This window comes from Nocardia sp. NPDC055029, from assembly GCF_053608525.1.
In genome coordinates this window covers 1-18,279 of sequence record NZ_JBSGVQ010000021.1, presented here as the reverse complement: position 1 = coordinate 18,279, position 18,279 = coordinate 1, and the positions used below count along the sequence as shown (strand labels likewise).

General features: G+C 61.5%; 16 protein-coding genes. 8 read left to right on the top strand and 8 right to left on the bottom strand.

What is annotated here, in order from left to right; genetic code table 11:
• The first annotated feature begins 1 nt into the window (after position 1).
• The 4 genes from ACWF9G_RS19005 to ACWF9G_RS18990 are packed head-to-tail and all read left to right on the top strand — an operon-like array spanning position 2 to position 3,759.
• The gene (locus ACWF9G_RS19005) at positions 2 to 1,093 is read left to right on the top strand and encodes an MlaD family protein (RefSeq protein WP_452516726.1); all 1,092 of its coding nucleotides are present in this window, start codon (positions 2 to 4) and stop codon (positions 1,091 to 1,093) included.
• The gene (locus ACWF9G_RS19000; RefSeq protein ID WP_452516724.1) at positions 1,090 to 2,103 is read left to right on the top strand and encodes an MlaD family protein; all 1,014 of its coding nucleotides are present in this window, start codon (positions 1,090 to 1,092) and stop codon (positions 2,101 to 2,103) included. Before ACWF9G_RS19005 ends, ACWF9G_RS19000 begins: the two co-directional genes overlap by 4 nt.
• A complete protein-coding gene (locus ACWF9G_RS18995) occupies positions 2,100 to 3,050 on the top strand; it encodes an MlaD family protein (protein ID WP_452516722.1) in 951 nt (316 codons plus the stop codon). Before ACWF9G_RS19000 ends, ACWF9G_RS18995 begins: the two co-directional genes overlap by 4 nt.
• Positions 3,051 to 3,090: 40 nt before the next feature.
• Positions 3,091 to 3,759 (top strand): hypothetical protein, encoded by a 669-nt coding sequence (locus ACWF9G_RS18990; protein ID WP_452516720.1) that lies wholly within the window; start codon positions 3,091 to 3,093, stop codon positions 3,757 to 3,759.
• A 137-nt stretch (positions 3,760 to 3,896) separates the two neighbouring features.
• Here ACWF9G_RS18990 and ACWF9G_RS18985 read toward each other — a convergent pair whose 3' ends face one another.
• The 6 genes from ACWF9G_RS18985 to ACWF9G_RS18960 all read right to left on the bottom strand — a co-directional run bounded on the left by ACWF9G_RS18985 (position 3,897) and on the right by ACWF9G_RS18960 (position 11,009).
• Positions 3,897 to 4,406 carry an IS5 family transposase gene (locus ACWF9G_RS18985; protein ID WP_452516718.1) on the bottom strand — a complete coding sequence of 170 codons (510 nt, stop codon included), beginning with the start codon at positions 4,404 to 4,406 and terminating at the stop codon, positions 3,897 to 3,899.
• A gap of 96 nt (positions 4,407 to 4,502) precedes the next feature.
• Positions 4,503 to 4,631 carry a hypothetical protein gene (locus ACWF9G_RS18980; protein WP_452516875.1) on the bottom strand — a complete coding sequence of 43 codons (129 nt, stop codon included), beginning with the start codon at positions 4,629 to 4,631 and terminating at the stop codon, positions 4,503 to 4,505.
• A gap of 16 nt (positions 4,632 to 4,647) precedes the next feature.
• Positions 4,648 to 5,447 (bottom strand): IS5 family transposase gene (locus ACWF9G_RS18975; RefSeq protein WP_452516716.1). Its coding sequence is split into 2 segments (ribosomal slippage): positions 4,648 to 5,102 and positions 5,102 to 5,447, totalling 801 coding nucleotides; the frame shifts between segments, so codons are not numbered across the junction.
• A gap of 241 nt (positions 5,448 to 5,688) precedes the next feature.
• Positions 5,689 to 6,786: a CaiB/BaiF CoA transferase family protein gene (locus tag ACWF9G_RS18970; RefSeq protein ID WP_452516714.1), complete on the bottom strand. Its 1,098-nt coding sequence runs from the start codon at positions 6,784 to 6,786 to the stop codon at positions 5,689 to 5,691.
• A gap of 1,762 nt (positions 6,787 to 8,548) precedes the next feature.
• The gene (locus ACWF9G_RS18965; protein ID WP_452516712.1) at positions 8,549 to 9,409 is read right to left on the bottom strand and encodes an enoyl-CoA hydratase-related protein; all 861 of its coding nucleotides are present in this window, start codon (positions 9,407 to 9,409) and stop codon (positions 8,549 to 8,551) included.
• A 55-nt stretch (positions 9,410 to 9,464) separates the two neighbouring features.
• Positions 9,465 to 11,009 carry an acyl-CoA synthetase gene (locus ACWF9G_RS18960; protein ID WP_452516710.1) on the bottom strand — a complete coding sequence of 515 codons (1,545 nt, stop codon included), beginning with the start codon at positions 11,007 to 11,009 and terminating at the stop codon, positions 9,465 to 9,467.
• A 774-nt stretch (positions 11,010 to 11,783) separates the two neighbouring features.
• Here ACWF9G_RS18960 and ACWF9G_RS18955 point away from each other — a divergent pair.
• The gene (locus ACWF9G_RS18955; RefSeq protein ID WP_452516708.1) at positions 11,784 to 12,275 is read left to right on the top strand and encodes a hypothetical protein; all 492 of its coding nucleotides are present in this window, start codon (positions 11,784 to 11,786) and stop codon (positions 12,273 to 12,275) included.
• A 20-nt stretch (positions 12,276 to 12,295) separates the two neighbouring features.
• Here the strand turns inward: ACWF9G_RS18955 and ACWF9G_RS18950 are convergent, their stop codons facing one another.
• Positions 12,296 to 13,072 (bottom strand): SDR family NAD(P)-dependent oxidoreductase, encoded by a 777-nt coding sequence (locus ACWF9G_RS18950; RefSeq protein ID WP_452516706.1) that lies wholly within the window; start codon positions 13,070 to 13,072, stop codon positions 12,296 to 12,298.
• 158 nt (positions 13,073 to 13,230) lie between these two features.
• Here ACWF9G_RS18950 and ACWF9G_RS18945 point away from each other — a divergent pair, with 158 nt between their 5' ends.
• A complete protein-coding gene (locus tag ACWF9G_RS18945) occupies positions 13,231 to 14,250 on the top strand; it encodes an Lrp/AsnC family transcriptional regulator (protein ID WP_452516704.1) in 1,020 nt (339 codons plus the stop codon).
• On the opposite strand, the gene ACWF9G_RS18940 is transcribed toward ACWF9G_RS18945, so the two are convergent.
• Positions 14,251 to 15,261 (bottom strand): Lrp/AsnC family transcriptional regulator, encoded by a 1,011-nt coding sequence (locus ACWF9G_RS18940; protein WP_452516702.1) that lies wholly within the window; start codon positions 15,259 to 15,261, stop codon positions 14,251 to 14,253.
• Positions 15,262 to 15,917: 656 nt separating this feature from the next.
• On the opposite strand from ACWF9G_RS18940, the gene ACWF9G_RS18935 reads away from it, so the two are divergent.
• Positions 15,918 to 17,492 (top strand): flavin-containing monooxygenase, encoded by a 1,575-nt coding sequence (locus ACWF9G_RS18935; protein ID WP_452516700.1) that lies wholly within the window; start codon positions 15,918 to 15,920, stop codon positions 17,490 to 17,492.
• A gap of 17 nt (positions 17,493 to 17,509) precedes the next feature.
• A partial coding sequence (locus ACWF9G_RS18930; RefSeq protein ID WP_452516698.1) for an NAD(P)(+) transhydrogenase (Re/Si-specific) subunit alpha occupies positions 17,510 to 18,279 on the top strand: 770 nt, incomplete at its 3' end.

The following is an 18,279-nucleotide window of genomic DNA, read 5'->3' as shown; positions in this document are numbered from 1 at the left end:
CATGGTGAGAAAGTATCGACTTCTGATCGGAGTGGCGCTCGTTGTCACCGTGACGGCAACCGCTGCCGTGGGCTACCGATTTGTGGGCTCTGCTGGGAAAGGGAGCCAGTCCGGGTACTGCGCGTTGATGGCCGATGCGGTGGGACTGTATGTAGGTAACCCCGTAACGCAGATGGGGTATCGAGTAGGTCAGGTCGACAGTGTTCGTCCTGAAGGAGACCACGTAGCGGTATCTTTTTCGCTCGACAACGAGCGGGCATACCCCGCAGACGTCAAGGCCGTCACCCGGTCGAAGTCCGTACTGGCCGACCGAAGTCTCGAACTGGTCGGAAACTATCAAGCCGGCCCGCGGCTCGCGCCTGGCCAATGTATCGCGCGGAAGGACACCGCAACACCTAAGAGTCTGGCCGAAATCACTGGGTCCGTTGCGGACTTCATCGACCACGTCGCACCGGGCGTGGACACGCGAAATGTGGAACTGGCCGTTGACGGACTGGCGCGAGCGCTCGCGGACAACGGTGATCCGACAAGGCGGCTGATGCAGAACGCGGCCCAGGCGATGGCTAGCCCCGATCGCATGGTGTCTGACATCGGAGCGATCCTCTTCCACGCTGCACCGTTGTCAACGGAGGCGCTCGCGCAGTGGTCGACCATCCGCAGCACCCTGGATATGATGCCGGGTGGTCTGACCGCCGCGACGTACGGCCTGTGGCCCGGCGTGGAAGATCTGTTGAGGGGTATCGGTCCGCTCGTTGCAGTGCTGTATGAAATACAGACCCAGTACGGCGACATCATCTGGCCGATGGCCGACAGTCTCGCGGACATAATCCATCTCGCGGCCACACGTTCGGAGGACATCAAGGGCCTGCTGGAATCTGTGCCGCCGATCGCTGCACTTCTCGGAAAAGCATCACGGAACGAGAACGTGGTGCAGTTCCTTCCCCCGACGGTCAAAGTTGGCGTGCCGAACGGACAGCAGATGTGCGATGTTCTCAACGTGGCGATCCCAGGAAGCTGTTCGTCGGACGGCGGTGCCCTCGACATTGTCGGGGTCAACCTGCTCGATCTGGTTATCGCGAAGAAGGGGCGATGAACATGAAGGCCTCGAGAACCCTGAAAACGGTCACAGCGACCGCTATTTCGGCTTGTGTCGTACTAGTCGGCACGTCTTGTGCGCTCGACCCGGACGATATTCCGTTGCCGGGCAATAGTATCGGCGACGGCTACGAGGTCACCTTCGAGTTCGCCAGCGCGATGAATCTTCCCGATCGCGCCAACGTGACGATGGATGGTCTTCGTATCGGCGAAGTCCGTGACATCAGCCTGTCCGGTCGATCGGTGCGTATCGTCACCCGCATCGGGAGCGACGCACGAGTTCCATCGAATGTGACCGCGATCATTCGTCAGAACACTCTGTTGGGCGATACTTATGTAGCACTAGAGCGGGACACCGGCCAGGCGGCGACAGAATTTCTGCGGGACGGCAGTGTTGTCCCCCCAGCCCGGACCACCTCGCCGCCGCAGGTCGAAGACGTCATGGTGGTGCTTGCGAACTTTATCAACGGCGGTAGTGTGCAGAAGGTACAAGACGCCTTGATTCGGATCAATCGGGTCATGCCGAATCCGCCGGATCTGTCCCAGCTCGCTTCGACCGTCGCGGTCGATCTGCACGATCTTTCGGAGAACACCGCTGAGATCGACCGGTTGCTTCAAGGGCTCAATGACACATCGTTGTCCTTCGTCGACCATGGTGCAGAGCTGCAAACACTGTTCAGTGATCCTGCTGCACGGTACTGGCACCGGTTGAATGCAAATGTTCTCAAGTATGTCGGGATCATTTTGCCCTCCATCGGCAGTATCTTCGAGGGGGGATATTGGATGGTTCCCATGCTTACCTCGCTGGCGGATGCGGCCACCACGATCCGGAGTACGGCAGAAGATGTTCCCGGGGACATCGAGACGTTGAATCAATTCTTGAACCGGACACTCGTGCCGTTCCTCCGAAATCCGTCTGTCAATGTCACATCGGTGGACACGGAGCAGGGCGACGTCTTGACCGCGGATATCGCCAACGTGCTTCGAATGCTGGGTGCCGTCAAATGAACATCCGGACAGGACTCTCGATGGGCGGAATGGCGACAATCGCGGTTGCCTCAGTCCTATACATGAATCACCTTGGGCTCGGGTTCACGATAGCCGAGCCGCACCGGACCGCGACGATGAGGGTGGCTGACACCAATGGGCTGACCATCGGTTCCAAGGTTCTATTGCGGGGCACGGAAATCGGCGCGATCCAGCAGATGGAGCTCACTGCATCCGGCGTCGACATTGTGTGGAACTACAGGGATGTCTATCAAATTCCCGTGCACAGCCAGTTTCGAATCGACACGCTTTCCGCCCTGGGTGAGGCATACCTAGCGGTTCTTCCCACGACCGAAGAAGGCCCGTTCCTCGCGGACGCTGCGCTGATTCCGACCGAAGATGTCACCGTGCCGGCAACGATCCAGGACCTGTCGGCCAGGCTGACGCGGCTGCTCGACGAGATCCATCCGGATCAGATCCGGGAAATATTCCGGGAACTCAACACGGCGCTGCCTGACGATGGCCTGGTTCTGGTCGATCTTTCCCGGGCGTGGACTCTGTTCGCGGATATGGCGGAACTTCGGGCGGTCGATCTGACAACGGTGCTCTCCAAGTTCCAGGCGTTGCTCGCCGACAGCGCCTGGATTCCCGGCGATCTTGATGGAACCGCAGCGATCATCAGGCCTTTCGGTGATGGCCTTGCCGGATGGCTCAACACATCCTCACGAACGACCTATGTGGCGTTGTTCCCGGAAGGCATCGCCGAAGGAACAGGTCCGTTCCTCGACAATCTCCAGCAGTTCTTGGACAAGGTGGCACCTGACCTCCGGGTTCTCGGTGTCGCTGTGCTGCCGTCGGTCCGCGCAGCTGCGGCGGCGATGCAAACGGTGGATATCGCGCGTCTACTCGATCAGGCGATCGCGGACAGCGCCGACGGCAGCGTCACGGTCCACGTTGGCGTGCCCTGACGAGACAGGCCGAAGTGGGCCACAATTGAGAGGTAGAGAAATGAGTGGTAAGCGTAGCGACACCAAGGAACCGGATGCGGTCGTGAAAGAGGAGGCCGAATCGGTTGGAGACACCTCGACGGGGGTGCCCGCAGGCAATTCCCGGCTGTCCGGTTGGCGGTCTGCAGCTGCCCGCGGGCGGAGCGCCGGGGAATCAGCCGTGAAGGTGAAGACTCTACTCGTGGCCGCACTCGTGGCGATACTACTTGTCGCGGTCGGCGCGATGGGATGGCAGGCGCAGAGCAAGGCGAACGAGCTCGACGCCTTGCAAGCGGAGTCTGCCGATCGTGCGAACGCAGAGCGGATCGCCCTGGACTATGCGGTGGCGGCAGCTGACATGGACTTCAAAGATATGCAGGGCTGGCAGACTAGATTGACGGATGGGACTTCCCCGGAGCTGTCCAACAAGCTGAAGCAGGCCGCCGCGTCGATGGAGCAGATCATTGCACCGCTGCAGTGGACTTCGAAGTCGGAACCGATCGTCGCGAGGGTGAGGTCTGTCGCCAACGACATGTACGCGGTGGATTGCTTCGTGAGCGTGCTGACGAAGAACAGCCAGGCACCGCAAGGGATTCAGTCGACAGCGACGTATCGGTTGACGATCGACAAGAACCGTGACTGGTTGATCACCGAAGTCGGTGGGATCGAGTCCGCGTTGTCAGGCAAGTAGGCGCTTGGCGCCTGAGCGCCCGGACCGGCTCAGGCACTCCAACGTCGAAAAGCATCCGGATCCTGAGCGCCGCCGTTGACGTCAATGCGTTGATCGGGATGTGGTCGCCTTCCTCACCTGAGAGGAAGGCGACGGCCTTACAATGTCCTCCGGTGGGCGATCCGTCCCAAGGCCAGCTCGTCATAGTGTGTGGCGACACCACGCCAGTGCTTGACCTTGTTGAACGCCCGCCCGACCACATTGCGACCCTTGTAGGCATCGGAATCGAATCCCGGCGGGCGTCCACCAGCACATCTACAACGTTTCCTGTTGGCGACCTGATCGGATCGTTGCGGGATCACCGCCTTGATCCGCTTGCCTCCCAACAGCTCTCGATTCGCTGCCGAGGAATACGCCTTGTCGGCCAGGACCCGATCCGGGTGACGTCGCGGCGGGCCGCCAAACAGCCTCGGCACGGCGATCGCGTCGAGCACCGCGGGCATCATCGGTGAATCCCCCGCCTGACCCGCGGTGACCAATACAGCCAGACCACGACCGTTGCCGTCGGTGGCCAGATGGGCTTTCGTGGCCAACCCGCCCCGAGACCGGCCGATCCCGTGATCGGCCGGCTCATAACTCACCATCCCGGTCGGCTGCGGTCCCGCCACCGCGACGAGTGTTGGCGCCGTGTTGATGAACCCGCACAATCGTCGAATCGACCGAGACCACCCAATCGAGGTTCCCGGTCGCATCCGCCAACGCGGTCAACGCGACCAACACCCGATCCAGGTGCCGTCCTCGGCATAACTGCGGTGGCGCTTCCACACCGTCTGCCACGGACCGAACACCTCGAATATGTCCCGCCATGGGACCCAGGTCCGCAACCGGCACAGTATTGCCTTAGAGCTCCTAACAAGTCCGATTGCTGAGTCGTCGCCAGCAGATCAGCGCAGCGGCGAGGTCGAGGAATCCCTGGTGGATGTCGGTGCGACGTTCCCAACGGATCGCCAAACGCCGGTATTGGTGCAGCAAGGCCAGGGTTTGCTCGACGATCCAGCGGCCGGCGGTGACCTTGTCGCGGGTTCCTCGGCGTGGGATGTAGCCGGTGATCCGCCTTTGCTCGAGTTCGTCGTAGACCCGCGGATAGTCGTAGCCCTTGTCCGCGATCAGGGTCGTGATCTTCTCGCGTGGTCGGCCGGGGCGTTCTCTCAGTGGCCGTACTCGGTCGAGTAGCTCGGGCAACACGAGGTGGTCGTTGACGTTGGTCGCTGATTGCACGACCGCGAGCGGAATTCTGTTGCCGCAGGTCAGGATGTGGTGTTTCGCTCCGGTTTTGCGGCGGTCGACCGGGCTGGGACCGGTGTCGGCGCCCCCTTTTTCGCCCGCACGTGCGAGCCGTCGGGGATGACGCGATCGAAATCGATCAATCCCGCGCGGTGGCAGTGGGCGAGCATCGTGGTGTGCACGGCCTCGAGCACCCCCGCGGCCTGCCAATCTCGTAGCCGCCGCCAGCAGGTCATGCCGGACCCGAATCCCAGCTCCTGGGGCAGGTCCTCCCACCCGATACCGGTGATCAGCACGAACAAAATCCCTTGCAGGACAAGCTGATCACTCATCCGAGCCGGTCCCGGTGTTCCCGGAGCCTTGACCGGCAGTAGCGGTTCGATCACTGCCCACAGCCGGTCGTCCACGATCCACGGCGCCGCCACGACGAAATATCCTGCACTACAGCAGGACTCGTCGCCACCCGTCCGAACCTGTTAGGAGCTCTTAGCCCGTTCGGGTCTACTGAGTGCCATCCGCGCGCCACGCTGAGGTTTCGAGGTTCCTGCGTGGCGGCGCGGTCGGCTGTTGCTGGTACGCATCCAGCGTTGTCACTGGCTCGACTACTTCCTGATTGGCACCGAGCGGAAGGTCAGCGGTGCAACCAGCAAGTGGGTTCGGAACGTATCAGTTCGACCAGATCTGTTCGATCGGAGTTCCCTCCGTCGGCGGAGGGGAGGGCGGACCGGCTGGTGTACGAGAGAAACGTGGGGCGGGAGCATGTTGGACTACCCCTTCCAACTCGGTCAAACCGGCGCGGGCCCGGATGTGCGAGTTCTGCTCGGCCTCGGAGAGTGTCAGGACCGGCGTGGTGCAGGCGTCGGTGTCCTCGAAGATTGCCCACCATTCATCGCGTGTCTTGGTCTTGAACTTCTCGGCGAACAGTTCGCGCAGCATGTCCTGGCTATGCGGGTCGAACTGGTGCGGCAAGTTCGCTGACTCGAGGCCGAGCCCGTCCAGAAATTCGGCGTAGAACTGCGGTTCGATAGCACCCACCGCCATGTACTTGCCGTCGGACGTCTCGTAGGTGTCATAAAACGCCATACCGGTGTCGAGCAGGTTGGTGCCGCGCTCATCCGACCATACGCCGGCACCCTTCATGCCCCAGATAAGGTGCGAAAGGGCGAGGACGCCGTCGATCATGGCGGCGTCTACGACTTGTCCTTTGCCGGAGTTTTGGCGTTCCACGAGCGCGGCGAGAATCCCGAAGACCAGGAACATGGACCCACCGCCGAAGTCGCCGACCATATTCAGTGGTGGAATCGGCCGCTCACCCTTGCGGCCGATGGCATTCAGCACACCGGTCAGCGAGATGTAGTTGATGTCGTGCCCAGCACGATCGGAGAGAGGGCCGTACTGGCCCCAGCCCGTCATGCGGCCATATATCAGCCGGGGATTGCGCTCTAACGCAATCTCCGGACCGAGTCCCCGCCGTTCAGTGACGCCGGGTCGGAACCCCTCGATGAGCACATCGGCCTTCTCTATGAGGCCGAGCACTCGCTCCACATCCTCAGGATTCTTGAGGTCGGCCTCGACAATGGTTCGGCTCCGCCACTGCGCCCGCTCGATGAGCCCGGGGAACATCCCACGTCGCTGCACGCGGACCACATCTGCGCCGAGGTCCGCGAGGAGCAGAGCCGCGTGCGGACCAGGACCTATGCCGGCAAGTTCTAAGACCCGGACGCCTGTCAGGGGTCCCTGCCCGGTGGTGGATCGAGTGCTCACACGCCTCACCTCTGTTCCTTCGTTTCTTCGTCCTATTTCGCCAGCCATGAGCTGGAGTTGACACAATGACAATAACCCTTGCGTCTGTGCGGTCCTTCATCGGCTTCGATGAGGTGCGCCGTCGCCTCTGTCGAGCCGGTACGGCTGTCAAGGTAGCCGTGTGAACTGCGGAGACTATGCTACTTGCGAGACATCTCGCCGTCGCACCTTTCCCGATTAGTGCAACGGGCGGGGAGGCACAAAGTTGACGCATGGAAAACAGAGACGCGCAACTTCGATGGGTCCAGCCCGGAACGGGTCGGTTCACGGGCACCCAGGGTTCGCCGTGCCGGCGTGCAGAAGGCCTGGCGCTCAGGCTCCTGCGATCTCAGGGCCTGGATGGATTACGGAGCTGGAGCTCCGAGACGGATCGAGCCAGGCGCCAAGGGCGTCGAGGTCTTCGCGCGTCAACTCGCCAGCCGCCTGCCTGCATTCGGTATGGTGGCCGGTTCCGAACTCCGGCCGCGTGTACATGCGACGATGGCAAACATGACAGTCCCACGCGGTCATGTCCCGACCCTCTGTTCATCCGCCTGGTTCTCGTCTAGCAACGCAGTTGTGCGAGCCATTCCGCGCTGAACCTGTGCTCTGGGAGAGACGGCTTCCCGTCCACTATAAGAACGCGTCTGCTTCGCCCGTTCATTTGTGAACAGGTCGTGCCGCAGCCAGATCGCCGGATATGGAACATCTGTTACGCGCGCCTCCACGGCCGCGTGGTATCCGACTGGGTTCACGCTGATCCCTCGATATCTCATAACCTACCCATCGGCGGAGGACCTTTGCAGGCCCTGATCGTTGATGAATCATGTCCATCCAATCGTCACCGGACTGCGTTCTCACCGCATCGGTCGGATAGCCGGTGGCATACCTGTTTTGTGCTCGCCGAGGTTGAGCGATGCGTTGGGATGCGCAGATCGTAGGGTCGAGGGTCTCGCAATGCTGCGACTCCAGGCATATTCGGAGTACAATGCGCCTCGCTCCGGCAACGCACTGCGGAATGGGGCAAGTCAAGTGCCCGACCCGACCACCACGTTCCCGAGGAGCGCGGCAGTGGCGATGCCGTTCAGGGCAACAACGGCAGCGCAATGTCCAGAGCCCGCGCGCCATGGCCCGCGGTCCTTCGGTTTGCCGCGCCGACATTCTCGATCGGGCGGCGCACCCAAGTCGTATTCGCGGTCGCCCGGCGCCTACTGACAGCGGCTACGATGCGTTGCGACAGTTCGTCGGCGTGGGCCGAAGTCGCTGAATCCCCGTCGGCCCAGGCCCCGTCAGCGGGTGGATGGTTTCTGAGGTCGGAATTCAGCGTGACCTCAGTGCCGAAGGACGGACGACTTTGCCGGTCGCACGCTCTTAAGCATCGAGCATCCAACCAGCCCGTCCGGTCGTCCTCCGGGCGGAACACCTAAAGAGGGATGGCTACGTCGACCAGTTCTCTGGCCCGGTCCGGTCACAATCGCCTGTTCGTCGATGGCTGCTGGACGTGCTAGACATGGCAAGTGCCAGTCGCTGCCGCCGCGGCCCTGGTGACCGGACAACGCGTTGTGATCGACGGTGCAAACGGTGCCGCGGTGTGTTCTGACAACGCTTCGTCGACAGAACAGGTCGCGAGTCTCCATCGTGTTCGCGCGATACTGGCGGACCATCTGCGTACGCGATCCTTGCTGTTGGTGGTGCCTCGGCAGACCAACACGCGCCGCAGATGGCCGGGGTAAAGGACGCCTGATCAGTCGCCTTGTGAAGGCCAGCTCGGGATAGCCTGCGGCAGATCATAGTTGGGGTTCAGAGCGAACTTCGGCGGGCGACGCTGGAGGAACGCGGACACGCCTTCTGTGAAGTCATCCGATGCTACGAGCTCGTTGAGTACCTGAGATTCGAGTCGATGCGCGGCCCAGGGACTTCCAGAGTCATACATGCCCCACATCATCTGCTTGGCTGCGGCAAACGCCACCGGCGCGACGTTCGCGCTGATCTCCTCGCCGAGCGAGTAGGCGACATCGAGCAATTCGGCATCTGGGCAAACACGCGACACCAGGCCACCGGTCAGAGCATCCTCGGCACCGAAAAGCCTGCCTGTGGTGACCCACTCCATCGCTCGGGACATGCCGACAAGTCGCGGCAAAAACCACGTCGAGCCTGCTTCGGGCACCAGACACCGTCTGGTGAAAACGAAGCCGAATCGGGCACGCTCCGAGGCGATGCGGATATCCATCGGCAGGGTCAGCGTCGCGCCGATCCCGATCGCAGGACCATTGACTGCGCCGATCACCGGCTTCCGCATCGCCGCGAACCGTAGTGCTGCCATTCCACCGGGATCTCGCATGATGCCGTCTGCGAAGCTTTCACCCGCACGCTCCGCCGAATCGAACTGCCCTGCGTCGGGATCGAGGTCGGCGCCTGCGCAAAATGCCCGTCCGCTGCCGGTGACGACAACCACCCGGACCGCGTCGTCACCTTCTGCCGCATCGCATGCGGCGATCAGTTCGTGCGCCATGACATGGGTATAGGCATTGAGCTTTTCAGGGCGTTGCAGCGTAATCGTCGCGGTCGCGCCAGAAACCGCATAGTCGATTTCTGTGAAGTTCATGGATGTTTTCCTCCCGATAGAATTGCCTGTGGAACCGACGCTCCAGGTCTGTTGTTCATTGCACTTGGCGGTCGCTTTCCTTCCAGTACTGTTTACGCAGTTCGCGTTTGAGGACCTTGCCTGCTCCCGAAAGCGGGAGTGAGCCGACGATGTCGAGGCTGCGTGGAGTCTTGTAGCCGGCGATCAGATCTTTGACGTGCTCGCGGATCTCCGCGAGCGTCAGCGCGGCACCGGGTTGACAGACAACCACGGCATGTACTCGCTCGCCCCAGGCCTCATCCGGAACACCGATCACTGCGCATGCAGCAACGGAGGCATGAGAGGCGAGGGCGTTCTCAACCTCGGCCGAATAGACGTTCTCGCCGCCGGAAACGATCATGTCCTTGACTCGGTCGACGATGTAGAGGTAGCCCTCGTCGTCCATAAAGCCGCCGTCCCCGGTGCGGAGCCACCCATTGCGCATCGTCGTGGCAGTCTCCTCGGGCATGTTCCAATAGCCCATCATCACATTGCCCCCACGTGCTTCGACTTCGCCGACCGTGCCCCGCGGAACCTCGTTGCCGTCGAGATCTGCGATGCGTATCTCCGCATGCGGCGCGGCCCGGCCTGCTGAGCGCAGCCTGCCCGCTTGGTGATCGGCCGGACTGAGCAAAGTGGCGATCGGCGAGAGCTCGGTCATCCCATACGCTTGAACGAAGCTGGCACGTGGGAACTCCTCCATCGCCCGCTGCAGGACAGCCTGCGAAATCGGCGACGCACCGTAGAGGACCGTTCGCACACTCGAAAGGTCGTGGTTCACCACTTCGGGGTGATCAACGAGCATTTGAATCATCACGGGAACCAGCACGGTCGCCGTAACCTGGCGTTGTTGAATTGCCCGCAATGTAGCGACGGGTTCGAACGCCGGGATGAACACATGCGTGCCACCTCGTATGAGTTGCCCGTGCCAGCCGCCGAGCGCGGCCAGGTGGAACATCGGTGCAGCGTGCAGGACGATCTCTCCAGGACCCAGCACGAACTCCGACGCCAGCGAGCCCAACGCCGATGTGGCCAGGTTCGCGTGACTGAGCATGACGCCCTTGGGGTGGCCTGTCGTGCCACCTGTATAGAAGATGCCTGCTAGTGCGGCACCACCTCGCCGTGAATCAGGGATCGGTCGAGCCGACTGAACCAGATCCTCATAGGACAGCATCCCTTCGGGTGTCGGTCCATCGCCACAGTGGATCACCATGCGCACCGATGGCGCTGCCTCTCGAATCCCGGGCACCAGAGGTGTGAACATATCGTCCACGAAGAGCACGGAGGTCTCGGAATCCGCTAGGGAGTAGGCGATTTCAGACATGCTCCAGCGGATGTTGACTGGAATCACCACCGCGTCAACCCACGGGACTGCCAGCAAATACTCATGGAACCGGTCTGAGTTCAGAGCGAGTATCGCGACCCGATCGTTGCGTGCTACACCGAGCTTGCGCAATGCGCCGGCAAGACGAGCGACACGGTCATGGACCTCCGCGACAGAGCGAGCACGATCGCCGCAGATGGACATGACGCTGCCTGGGTTCTGCTGCAACGCTCTGTGCAGGCCCTGAGTGAGATACATGGGTTCCTTACGCTCGGCAATCGGGCGGCACGGCGGACCCGCTTGCGTGACGCTGGCTACGGTAGCGGCGCCACTTCGTTGCGTCAAGAAAATGCGAATCATTTCGACGTCAAATGGTGGCATAGTGCCACTTAGGCTGGATGATAACTTCAATATGCGCAGTCTGATGCCTCTGTGATGGCGGGCTGGGTTGCCCGGAGGTGAAGGCGCAGACTGCGGCCCTGGACGGCTGGGCCTCGTGAGGGTGCGACCCGGGGCTGCCGCTTCCGGGCGCTGACATTGCGCGCCCTGCGTAGAAGAATCGCTATACAGGTACGCATACTTGATTGTTGGTACCGTCGAAGGTTACGATAGTTCTCGGCAAAGCTCCTAGGAGGTACGCATATCGTGCTTATTGCTCTGGAGTCGCGTCCGGTTCACCTAGTCGCTGAGCCGCTGGCGGCTCGCGTACTCATTGGCGCCAATGTCGCCATATCCTTCTGTGTGATCGTTGCAGCGCTCATCTACGCGTGGCGACGAAGGGACTCTTTCCCGCTACTGTGTACCGTCGGCGGTGCGTTGGCAGTAGTGGCGGCGGTTCCGGTTCTGGACCACCTGTTGCTGGTCTGGTACCCAGTGAGAAGTCCCTGGGTTGTCGTTCCGTTCGTAGACATCGGTATGCCCGCATACCTTCTCTTGGGATACCCCTGGTGCGTCGGAATGGGGTCATTTGTTGTGTGCCGATCGATACAGCGAGGGATCTCTCGGCAATCGTTGTGGTGGGTCTATCTGACGGTGGCTGCGCTTGATTTGATCATTGAGGCGCCATCCATGGCGGCGGGGGTGCGCATCTATTACCGGGCGCAGCCCGACTTCTACAAACACGGTCTGGCGGCGATAATCCCGTTCATCATGGCGGCAGTGGTGACGGGAACGGGAGTTGCTCTATATCATGTCATGCGGCGGATGGAGGGACGAGGAGCGCATCTCAGTTCGGTCGTAGTCATTCCAATTGCGGCAGTGGGGATCTTGGTTCTGACTCAGTGGCCGTTGATGATCGCCCTGCACTCGAACGCGACGATGATTGTCGTCTGGATTTCTGCGATCTTCGCCATTGCGGTCACTGTAGCGGCCATTGGCGCCGCATTTTCATCGGTCCCCACGACTGATGAGTCCCATGAGCCATTTGCAAACCGCCTCGGCCGGCGCCGCGGTGGTCACGGGATTCCCGACACTGTGCATCCGCAATACGGAACCGAGGTCGGTTTCGTACGGGCCGCCGAGTAGTGGCGGCCCGCGATGAATGTTCAGTAGATCTCGGGGTTCTTTCCGCCGCCATCGACGATGATGCGCTGGCCCGTGATGTACCCGCCCGCGGCGCTCGCGAGAAAGGCTACCAGGCCTGAGACTTCTTCTGGACGGCACACGTGGCCGAACGGGAACCGATCTTCGATGCTGGAAATATCAGCGCCTGCCGTCGCGCGAACCAATCGTTGACCCATGTCGGTGTCGATAAGCCCTGGTGCGACGATGTTTACACGGATGCCGTGGGGTCGCTCCTCACGAGAGAGTGTCCGCATGGCGGTTTCGAGGGCCGACTTGGCAACCGTGTAGGGGCCGGCATTTGGTGGGGCATCCTGCACCGTGGCGCTGGAAATCGCGATCACGTCTGCTCGTGGCGCTGCGCGCATTCCCGGAAGCAGGCGACGCACAAGATGGAGGGGGCCGAGTGCGTGGATTTGGAGAAGGCGCTCGAACTCCTCGTTGGTGCCGTCTGCGATGCTTTGTCCGCGGCTTGCAGTGCCGGCGTTGCTGACCAAGAGGTCGACCGTGCCGATCGAATCAACGACTTCGGTGAGAAAGGTGTCCACCGCGTCGGGCTCGCCGATGGACCCCGCGACGGCGATCGCTCTTCCGCCCGCTGCGGTGATATCTGCGACCACGCGTTGCGCGGCCTCCGCGTCTGATCGGTAGTGGACCGCGACCGCTGCGCCTTCGCGTCCTAGTTCGCGCGCGATAGCTGCACCGAGACCGCGGGAACCCCCAGTCACGAGGGCGATGCGGCCTTCGAGTCGCTTCTGCATGGACATCCTCCGATATCAATCTACTGTCAGTTTGCGTATTCTAGCATCTAATGTGATACGCATAATGTCAATATGGTTGGGTTGCATCCCGACTGCGACGGGATGCTGGGAGGAGTTGGCGCGCTATGAGGCACCCCACTCGGACGAGCGCAGAGGTCGTGTTGGCACCTCCGGTGCCGGACGGCGCGACCGCGGATGGAACGCCTGAGGCACTACTTTCGCCGGGCGCCGACAGGTTGGACGCGATTGATGCGGAGCTGTTGGATCTGCTTGTCGTCGACGGCCGAATGACCAACAGGGAACTTGCAGATGCGACAGGGGTCAGTGCCGCAACGGCTGGTGCGCGAATCCGGCGAATGGTGTCCGAGCGGGTCCTCGTCTTCACCGCCCTGTTCGATTGGGAGCAGGCCGGTTTCGGTTGGTTCGTCATCGTCACAGTAAACGTCGAGGCGCGAGCTGTACGCGAGGTCGCCGTCGATCTCGGTGCTTTGCCCGGGTGTGTCGGGGTCGCTACCGTACTCGGCGATGCCGATCTTGTCTGCTATTTCCTGGTCGCAGACAGGTCGGAACTGCACAGGTTTGCTACGTGCGATTTAGGAGGGGTGCAGGGCATCGGTTCGATCCGAGTCGACATGGCGACCCGTACGGAAGTAACTGCGTTGGGTCGTCGCTTCTTTCTCGCCCGGAAAGTGTCACCTATTCGGCTGCCTCACCCGGTTATCGAGCTCGATGACCTGGATTCCCGAATCATTGTGGAGCTCTTGAGCGACGGACGTCGGTCGAACCGGAGCATTGCCCGGACCATCGGGGTTTCGGAAGGTGCGGTACGCATGAGGCTCCAGAGAATGACCACATCGGGACTTTTTCAGGTGCAGGCGATGATCGAGCCGCTCGCGTTGGGGATGGTCGGCGTTGTGGCAACAATCGGTTTGGTAGTGGATCGGGACCGGATCGTTGCAGTGGCAGAGCAGGCGGCCGAGATTCCGGGGGTCCTTTTCGTCGCTATCGTGGTCGGGAATGTCGACGTGTCCATCTCGATCGGAGCTCACGATCAGCGAGAGCTGCTCGACGTCATTCGGCACAGGATCCGGACGCTTCGCGGCGTCAGGTCGATCGATACACTTCAAATGGTCGAGATTGTGAAGTTCACGCCGTACCTGAAGCGGATCGGGTGCTGATCACACCAGCCACGACCACGCATAGGTATGTTTAGTCGTAGCGTAGGTTTCAAATGTCTCAGTTCTCCGTACGCCGGGAATCTGCCTGATCTCATTGGTCAGGCAATCGATCAGTTCTTCCCGGGTCGGGGCGATAACTACCGCAATGAAATCGAACTCGCCCAGCGTCCTGCTCAACTGGGCGACCTCGGGCCTGGCAGTAAGGTCGCGGGCAACGTCCTGCGCGCGACCGCCGAGTGTGCTGATACCGACGTAGGCGTGCGCCGTGATACCGAAAGAAAGAACGTCGGAGATGGCCTGGATCCTGATCACCTTGTCCGTAAGCAGTCGCTTGACCCTGGTGCGTACCGTGCCCTCGGAGACGCCGAGTTCCGCCGCGATGCTGCGGTTGCTTCTCCGTGCGTCGACCTGCAGCTTTCCGATAATGGTGATGTCGAGCTCGTCCGTGGTATCGCTGGGGTGCGTGTCAGGAATTGTTCCTGGATCAGCGGACAGCTGGGCCCATTTCGATTCGAACTTCAGCACATCGAGCACTAGATGCCCGCGTACATCCTCGACCCCTTCGATGCTTGGAAGCGTCGTGCCGAACAGTTCGGCCAGGTGGTTGTGATCTCGCCCGAGGATCGGTGCGATCAGGTCGTAGCGGCCCGTGGAGATCGTCACCGCCACGGCCTCGGGCAGAGCCGCGATATCCGCGCCGACCTTCAGCACCGACCGTCCTGATGCGCGAATGAAGGCGATGGCGAAGTCGCGATGGCCGAAGACACGCATGTCGGTGACGGCGACGACTCGCATGATGGAGTTCTGCTCCATGCGCCGGAGGCGCGACGCCACTGTGACCTCGTTGATCCCGAGGGCTTGGGCAAGTGCTCGGTTCGTTTCGCGCCCGTCGACTACGAGCCGCTCGACAAGCGCGCGATCGAGATCGTCGAGGACCTCGGCTGCAGGGTCCGGGCGTGTGCTGTTCGAGTTCCGTGCCTCGGCGTTCTGCGCCTCATCCTCACGCGTCATGGCTGTGAGTATCGCAGACCGACGTCCGGAGGCTGGTTGTTGTGACCGCGTGGTGCGGGTAGGCGATCTGTCGAGCGACTAAGCCGGTACTTGCTGCACGCGGCTCATGCAACACTGCGAATCAGATAGGCTATTGGACTACGCATACTTGACCTACATAGATGTCGTAGACACACTGTGCGTATGATGCGAGTCGGTGGTCGGGCTCCGGCTGGACGGGTTGGAAGGAGTGCTGGTGTGGATGACGCCGGACTTACAGGCGAGAAGATCCTTCTCGCCGATCGACCCCGTGAATGGTCGAGTGCTCGCCGGGTTCTCGGTGGTGAGCGTCGATGAGGCGGGAGATGCCGTCCGGAGTGTGCGGGAGGTCTCGGGCTCGCGGGCCGCGCACACTGGAGCGGGCGAAAGCGCTGCCTCATGCCTAGCCCTCGTGCGGACTCTCGCGTATCCGGTGCGCGGCGACGAACCCACAAGAGGGTACGCGGTGCGGATTCAGTCTGTGCAGGCTTGGTTATGTCCAATCGTCGCGAAGGTGGAGCACGGCCCGTATGGCATGGACGGGGTGACCGGGCCGTGGAACTCACCAAGAAATTTGTCAATGCACTGGTGCGAGCCGCTCGGCAGCGCATGTTGGTGCGGAAGTGAAGGTTGGTCCGATGAGTGAAAAGGCTCTACAGCGGGGTAGCGCGCAGGATTTGTCTGTGGCAATCGTTGGTTGCGGATTCGGTGGTTTGGCAGCCGCAGTAGAATTGAAGCGCAGCGGTTTCACCAATTTTGTGGTGTTCGAGCGAGCCGGCGCAGTAGGTGGCGTATGGCGCGACAATCGTTATCCTGGTGCTGCTTGTGACGTTCCCTCTGCGATCTATTCGTTCTCCCACGCCCTCAAGCCGGATTGGTCGGCGCTCTTCGGTAAACAGGCTGAGATTCAGAAGTACCTGGACAGTGTAGCTCTCGAAACTCATGTATACCCGCGCATTCGATTCAACACCGAGGTCGTGGCGACTACATTCGATGAGCTGACAGGAAAATGGCACGTCGAGCTGGATTCCGGCGAGAAGGTAATTGTCGACGCGGTTATTATGGCTACCGGTCAGCTGAGTCGACCGAAAATGCCGAACGTCGAAGGGCTCGATGACTTTGCTGGAAAATCATTTCACTCGGCAGAATGGGATAGCTCGGTAGACCTGGCGGGCAAGAAGGTGATCGTAGTAGGCAGCGGCGCGAGTGCGATCCAGATCGTGCCGGCCATCGTCGACCAGGTGAAGGAGTTGGCGGTGATCCAGCGGTCGCCGAACTGGGTCATCCGCAAGAGCAAGCGAGTGCATGGTCCATTTGCGCGGGCTGTCCTCACTCGGTTCCCGCGCATGCGAAAGTTGCATCATGACATGATGTTCTTGGCCTACGAACTCCGTTGGCCGTTGGTATCGCGGAAGGCGAAACCCCTTCGAGTTGCCTCCGAATGGTGGTACAAGCGCGTGATTCGAAAGCATCTCAAGGAGCCGGAGGCGGTTCGTGCTGCCACGCCGGACTACACCATGCTGTGTAATAGGCTGCTACTGTCGAATGATTGGTATCCTGCGCTCGCGAAAAGTCATGTCTCGCTGCATGGATCTGGGGTGGAACGTGTAGTCGAGGATGGCATCATCACTGCAGCCGGAGAGCATGTCCGCGGTGACGTCATCGTGTGGTGCACCGGCTTCAAAGCGAGTGAGTTCCTCGCGCCTATTCGGATCACCGGGCGCAAGGGCGCCGACCTGCACGATATGTGGCGCCACGGGGCGGAAGCGTACCTCGGACTTTCGGTTGCGGGATTCCCCAATATGTTCATGATGTTCGGTCCTAACACGAACAGCATCACCAACTCGATCGTGTTCCTTCTCGAACGGCAAGCCGAGTACGCCCGGCGGGGTTTGCAGGAGGTTGTGAAGGCTGGTGGCGGTTGGTTCGACGTCGAGCCGCGCGAACAGGAAAAATTCCAGGAATGGTTGCAGGAGAAGCTGGGTGAGACTGTGTTCACCGACTCCTGCCCAGGGTGGTACACGAATGCCGAAGGCAAGGTTACGGCTATGTGGCCCCTGTCTCATATCACCTATGCGCGCATGACCAAACGGTTTGATGTGGCGAAGTACGAACACGGCATTGCCCGGACGCCCCTCGCGTTGCCCGTTAGAACGGAGACCATCGCGGTTCCGGAGCCATCGGGTGACGAATTCGTCGTGGATTGGCAGTGAAAGGAAATATCGGTCAGATGTTAGCCGTAACCCGTGTTGGAGTTCTTCGGGAAACGACTGTGGGTGAGCGGCGGGTCGCTGTGGTGCCCAAGATCATCCCCGCCCTGTCCAAGCAGGGTGTCGAGGTGGTCGTGGAAGCCGGTGCCGGCCTCGGTGCCCTCATCCCCGACGCGGCCTATGTCGAGGCGGGCGCGACCATCGGTGATCCGTGGTCGGCCGACGTCGTCGTCAAGGTGGCCCCGCCCAGCGATGCCGAGGTGGGCAAGCTGTCCTCCGGGCAGACCCTGATCGGGTTCCTCGCGCCCCGCAATGCCGAGAACCAGATCGGCGCGCTGCGCTCCGCCGGTGTGCAGGCGTTCGCGGTGGAGGCGATCCCGCGTATCTCGCGTGCTCAGGTGATGGACGCGCTGTCGTCGCAGGCGAATGTGGCCGGGTACAAGGCCGTGCTGCTCGCCGCGTCGGAGTCGACCCGCTTCTTCCCGATGCTGACCACCGCCGCCGGCACCGTGAAGCCCGCCACCGTGCTGGTGCTCGGTGTCGGTGTCGCCGGTCTGCAGGCACTGGCCACGGCCAAGCGTCTCGGTGGCCGCACCACCGGTTACGACGTGCGCCCCGAGGTCGCCGATCAGGTGCGTTCGGTCGGCGCCCAGTGGCTCGACCTCGGCATCGACGCCGCTGGTGAGGGCGGCTACGCCCGCGAGCTCACCGAGGACGAGAAGGCCCAGCAGCAGCAGGCCCTCGAAGACGCCATCAAGGGTTTCGACGTGGTGATCACCACCGCGCTGGT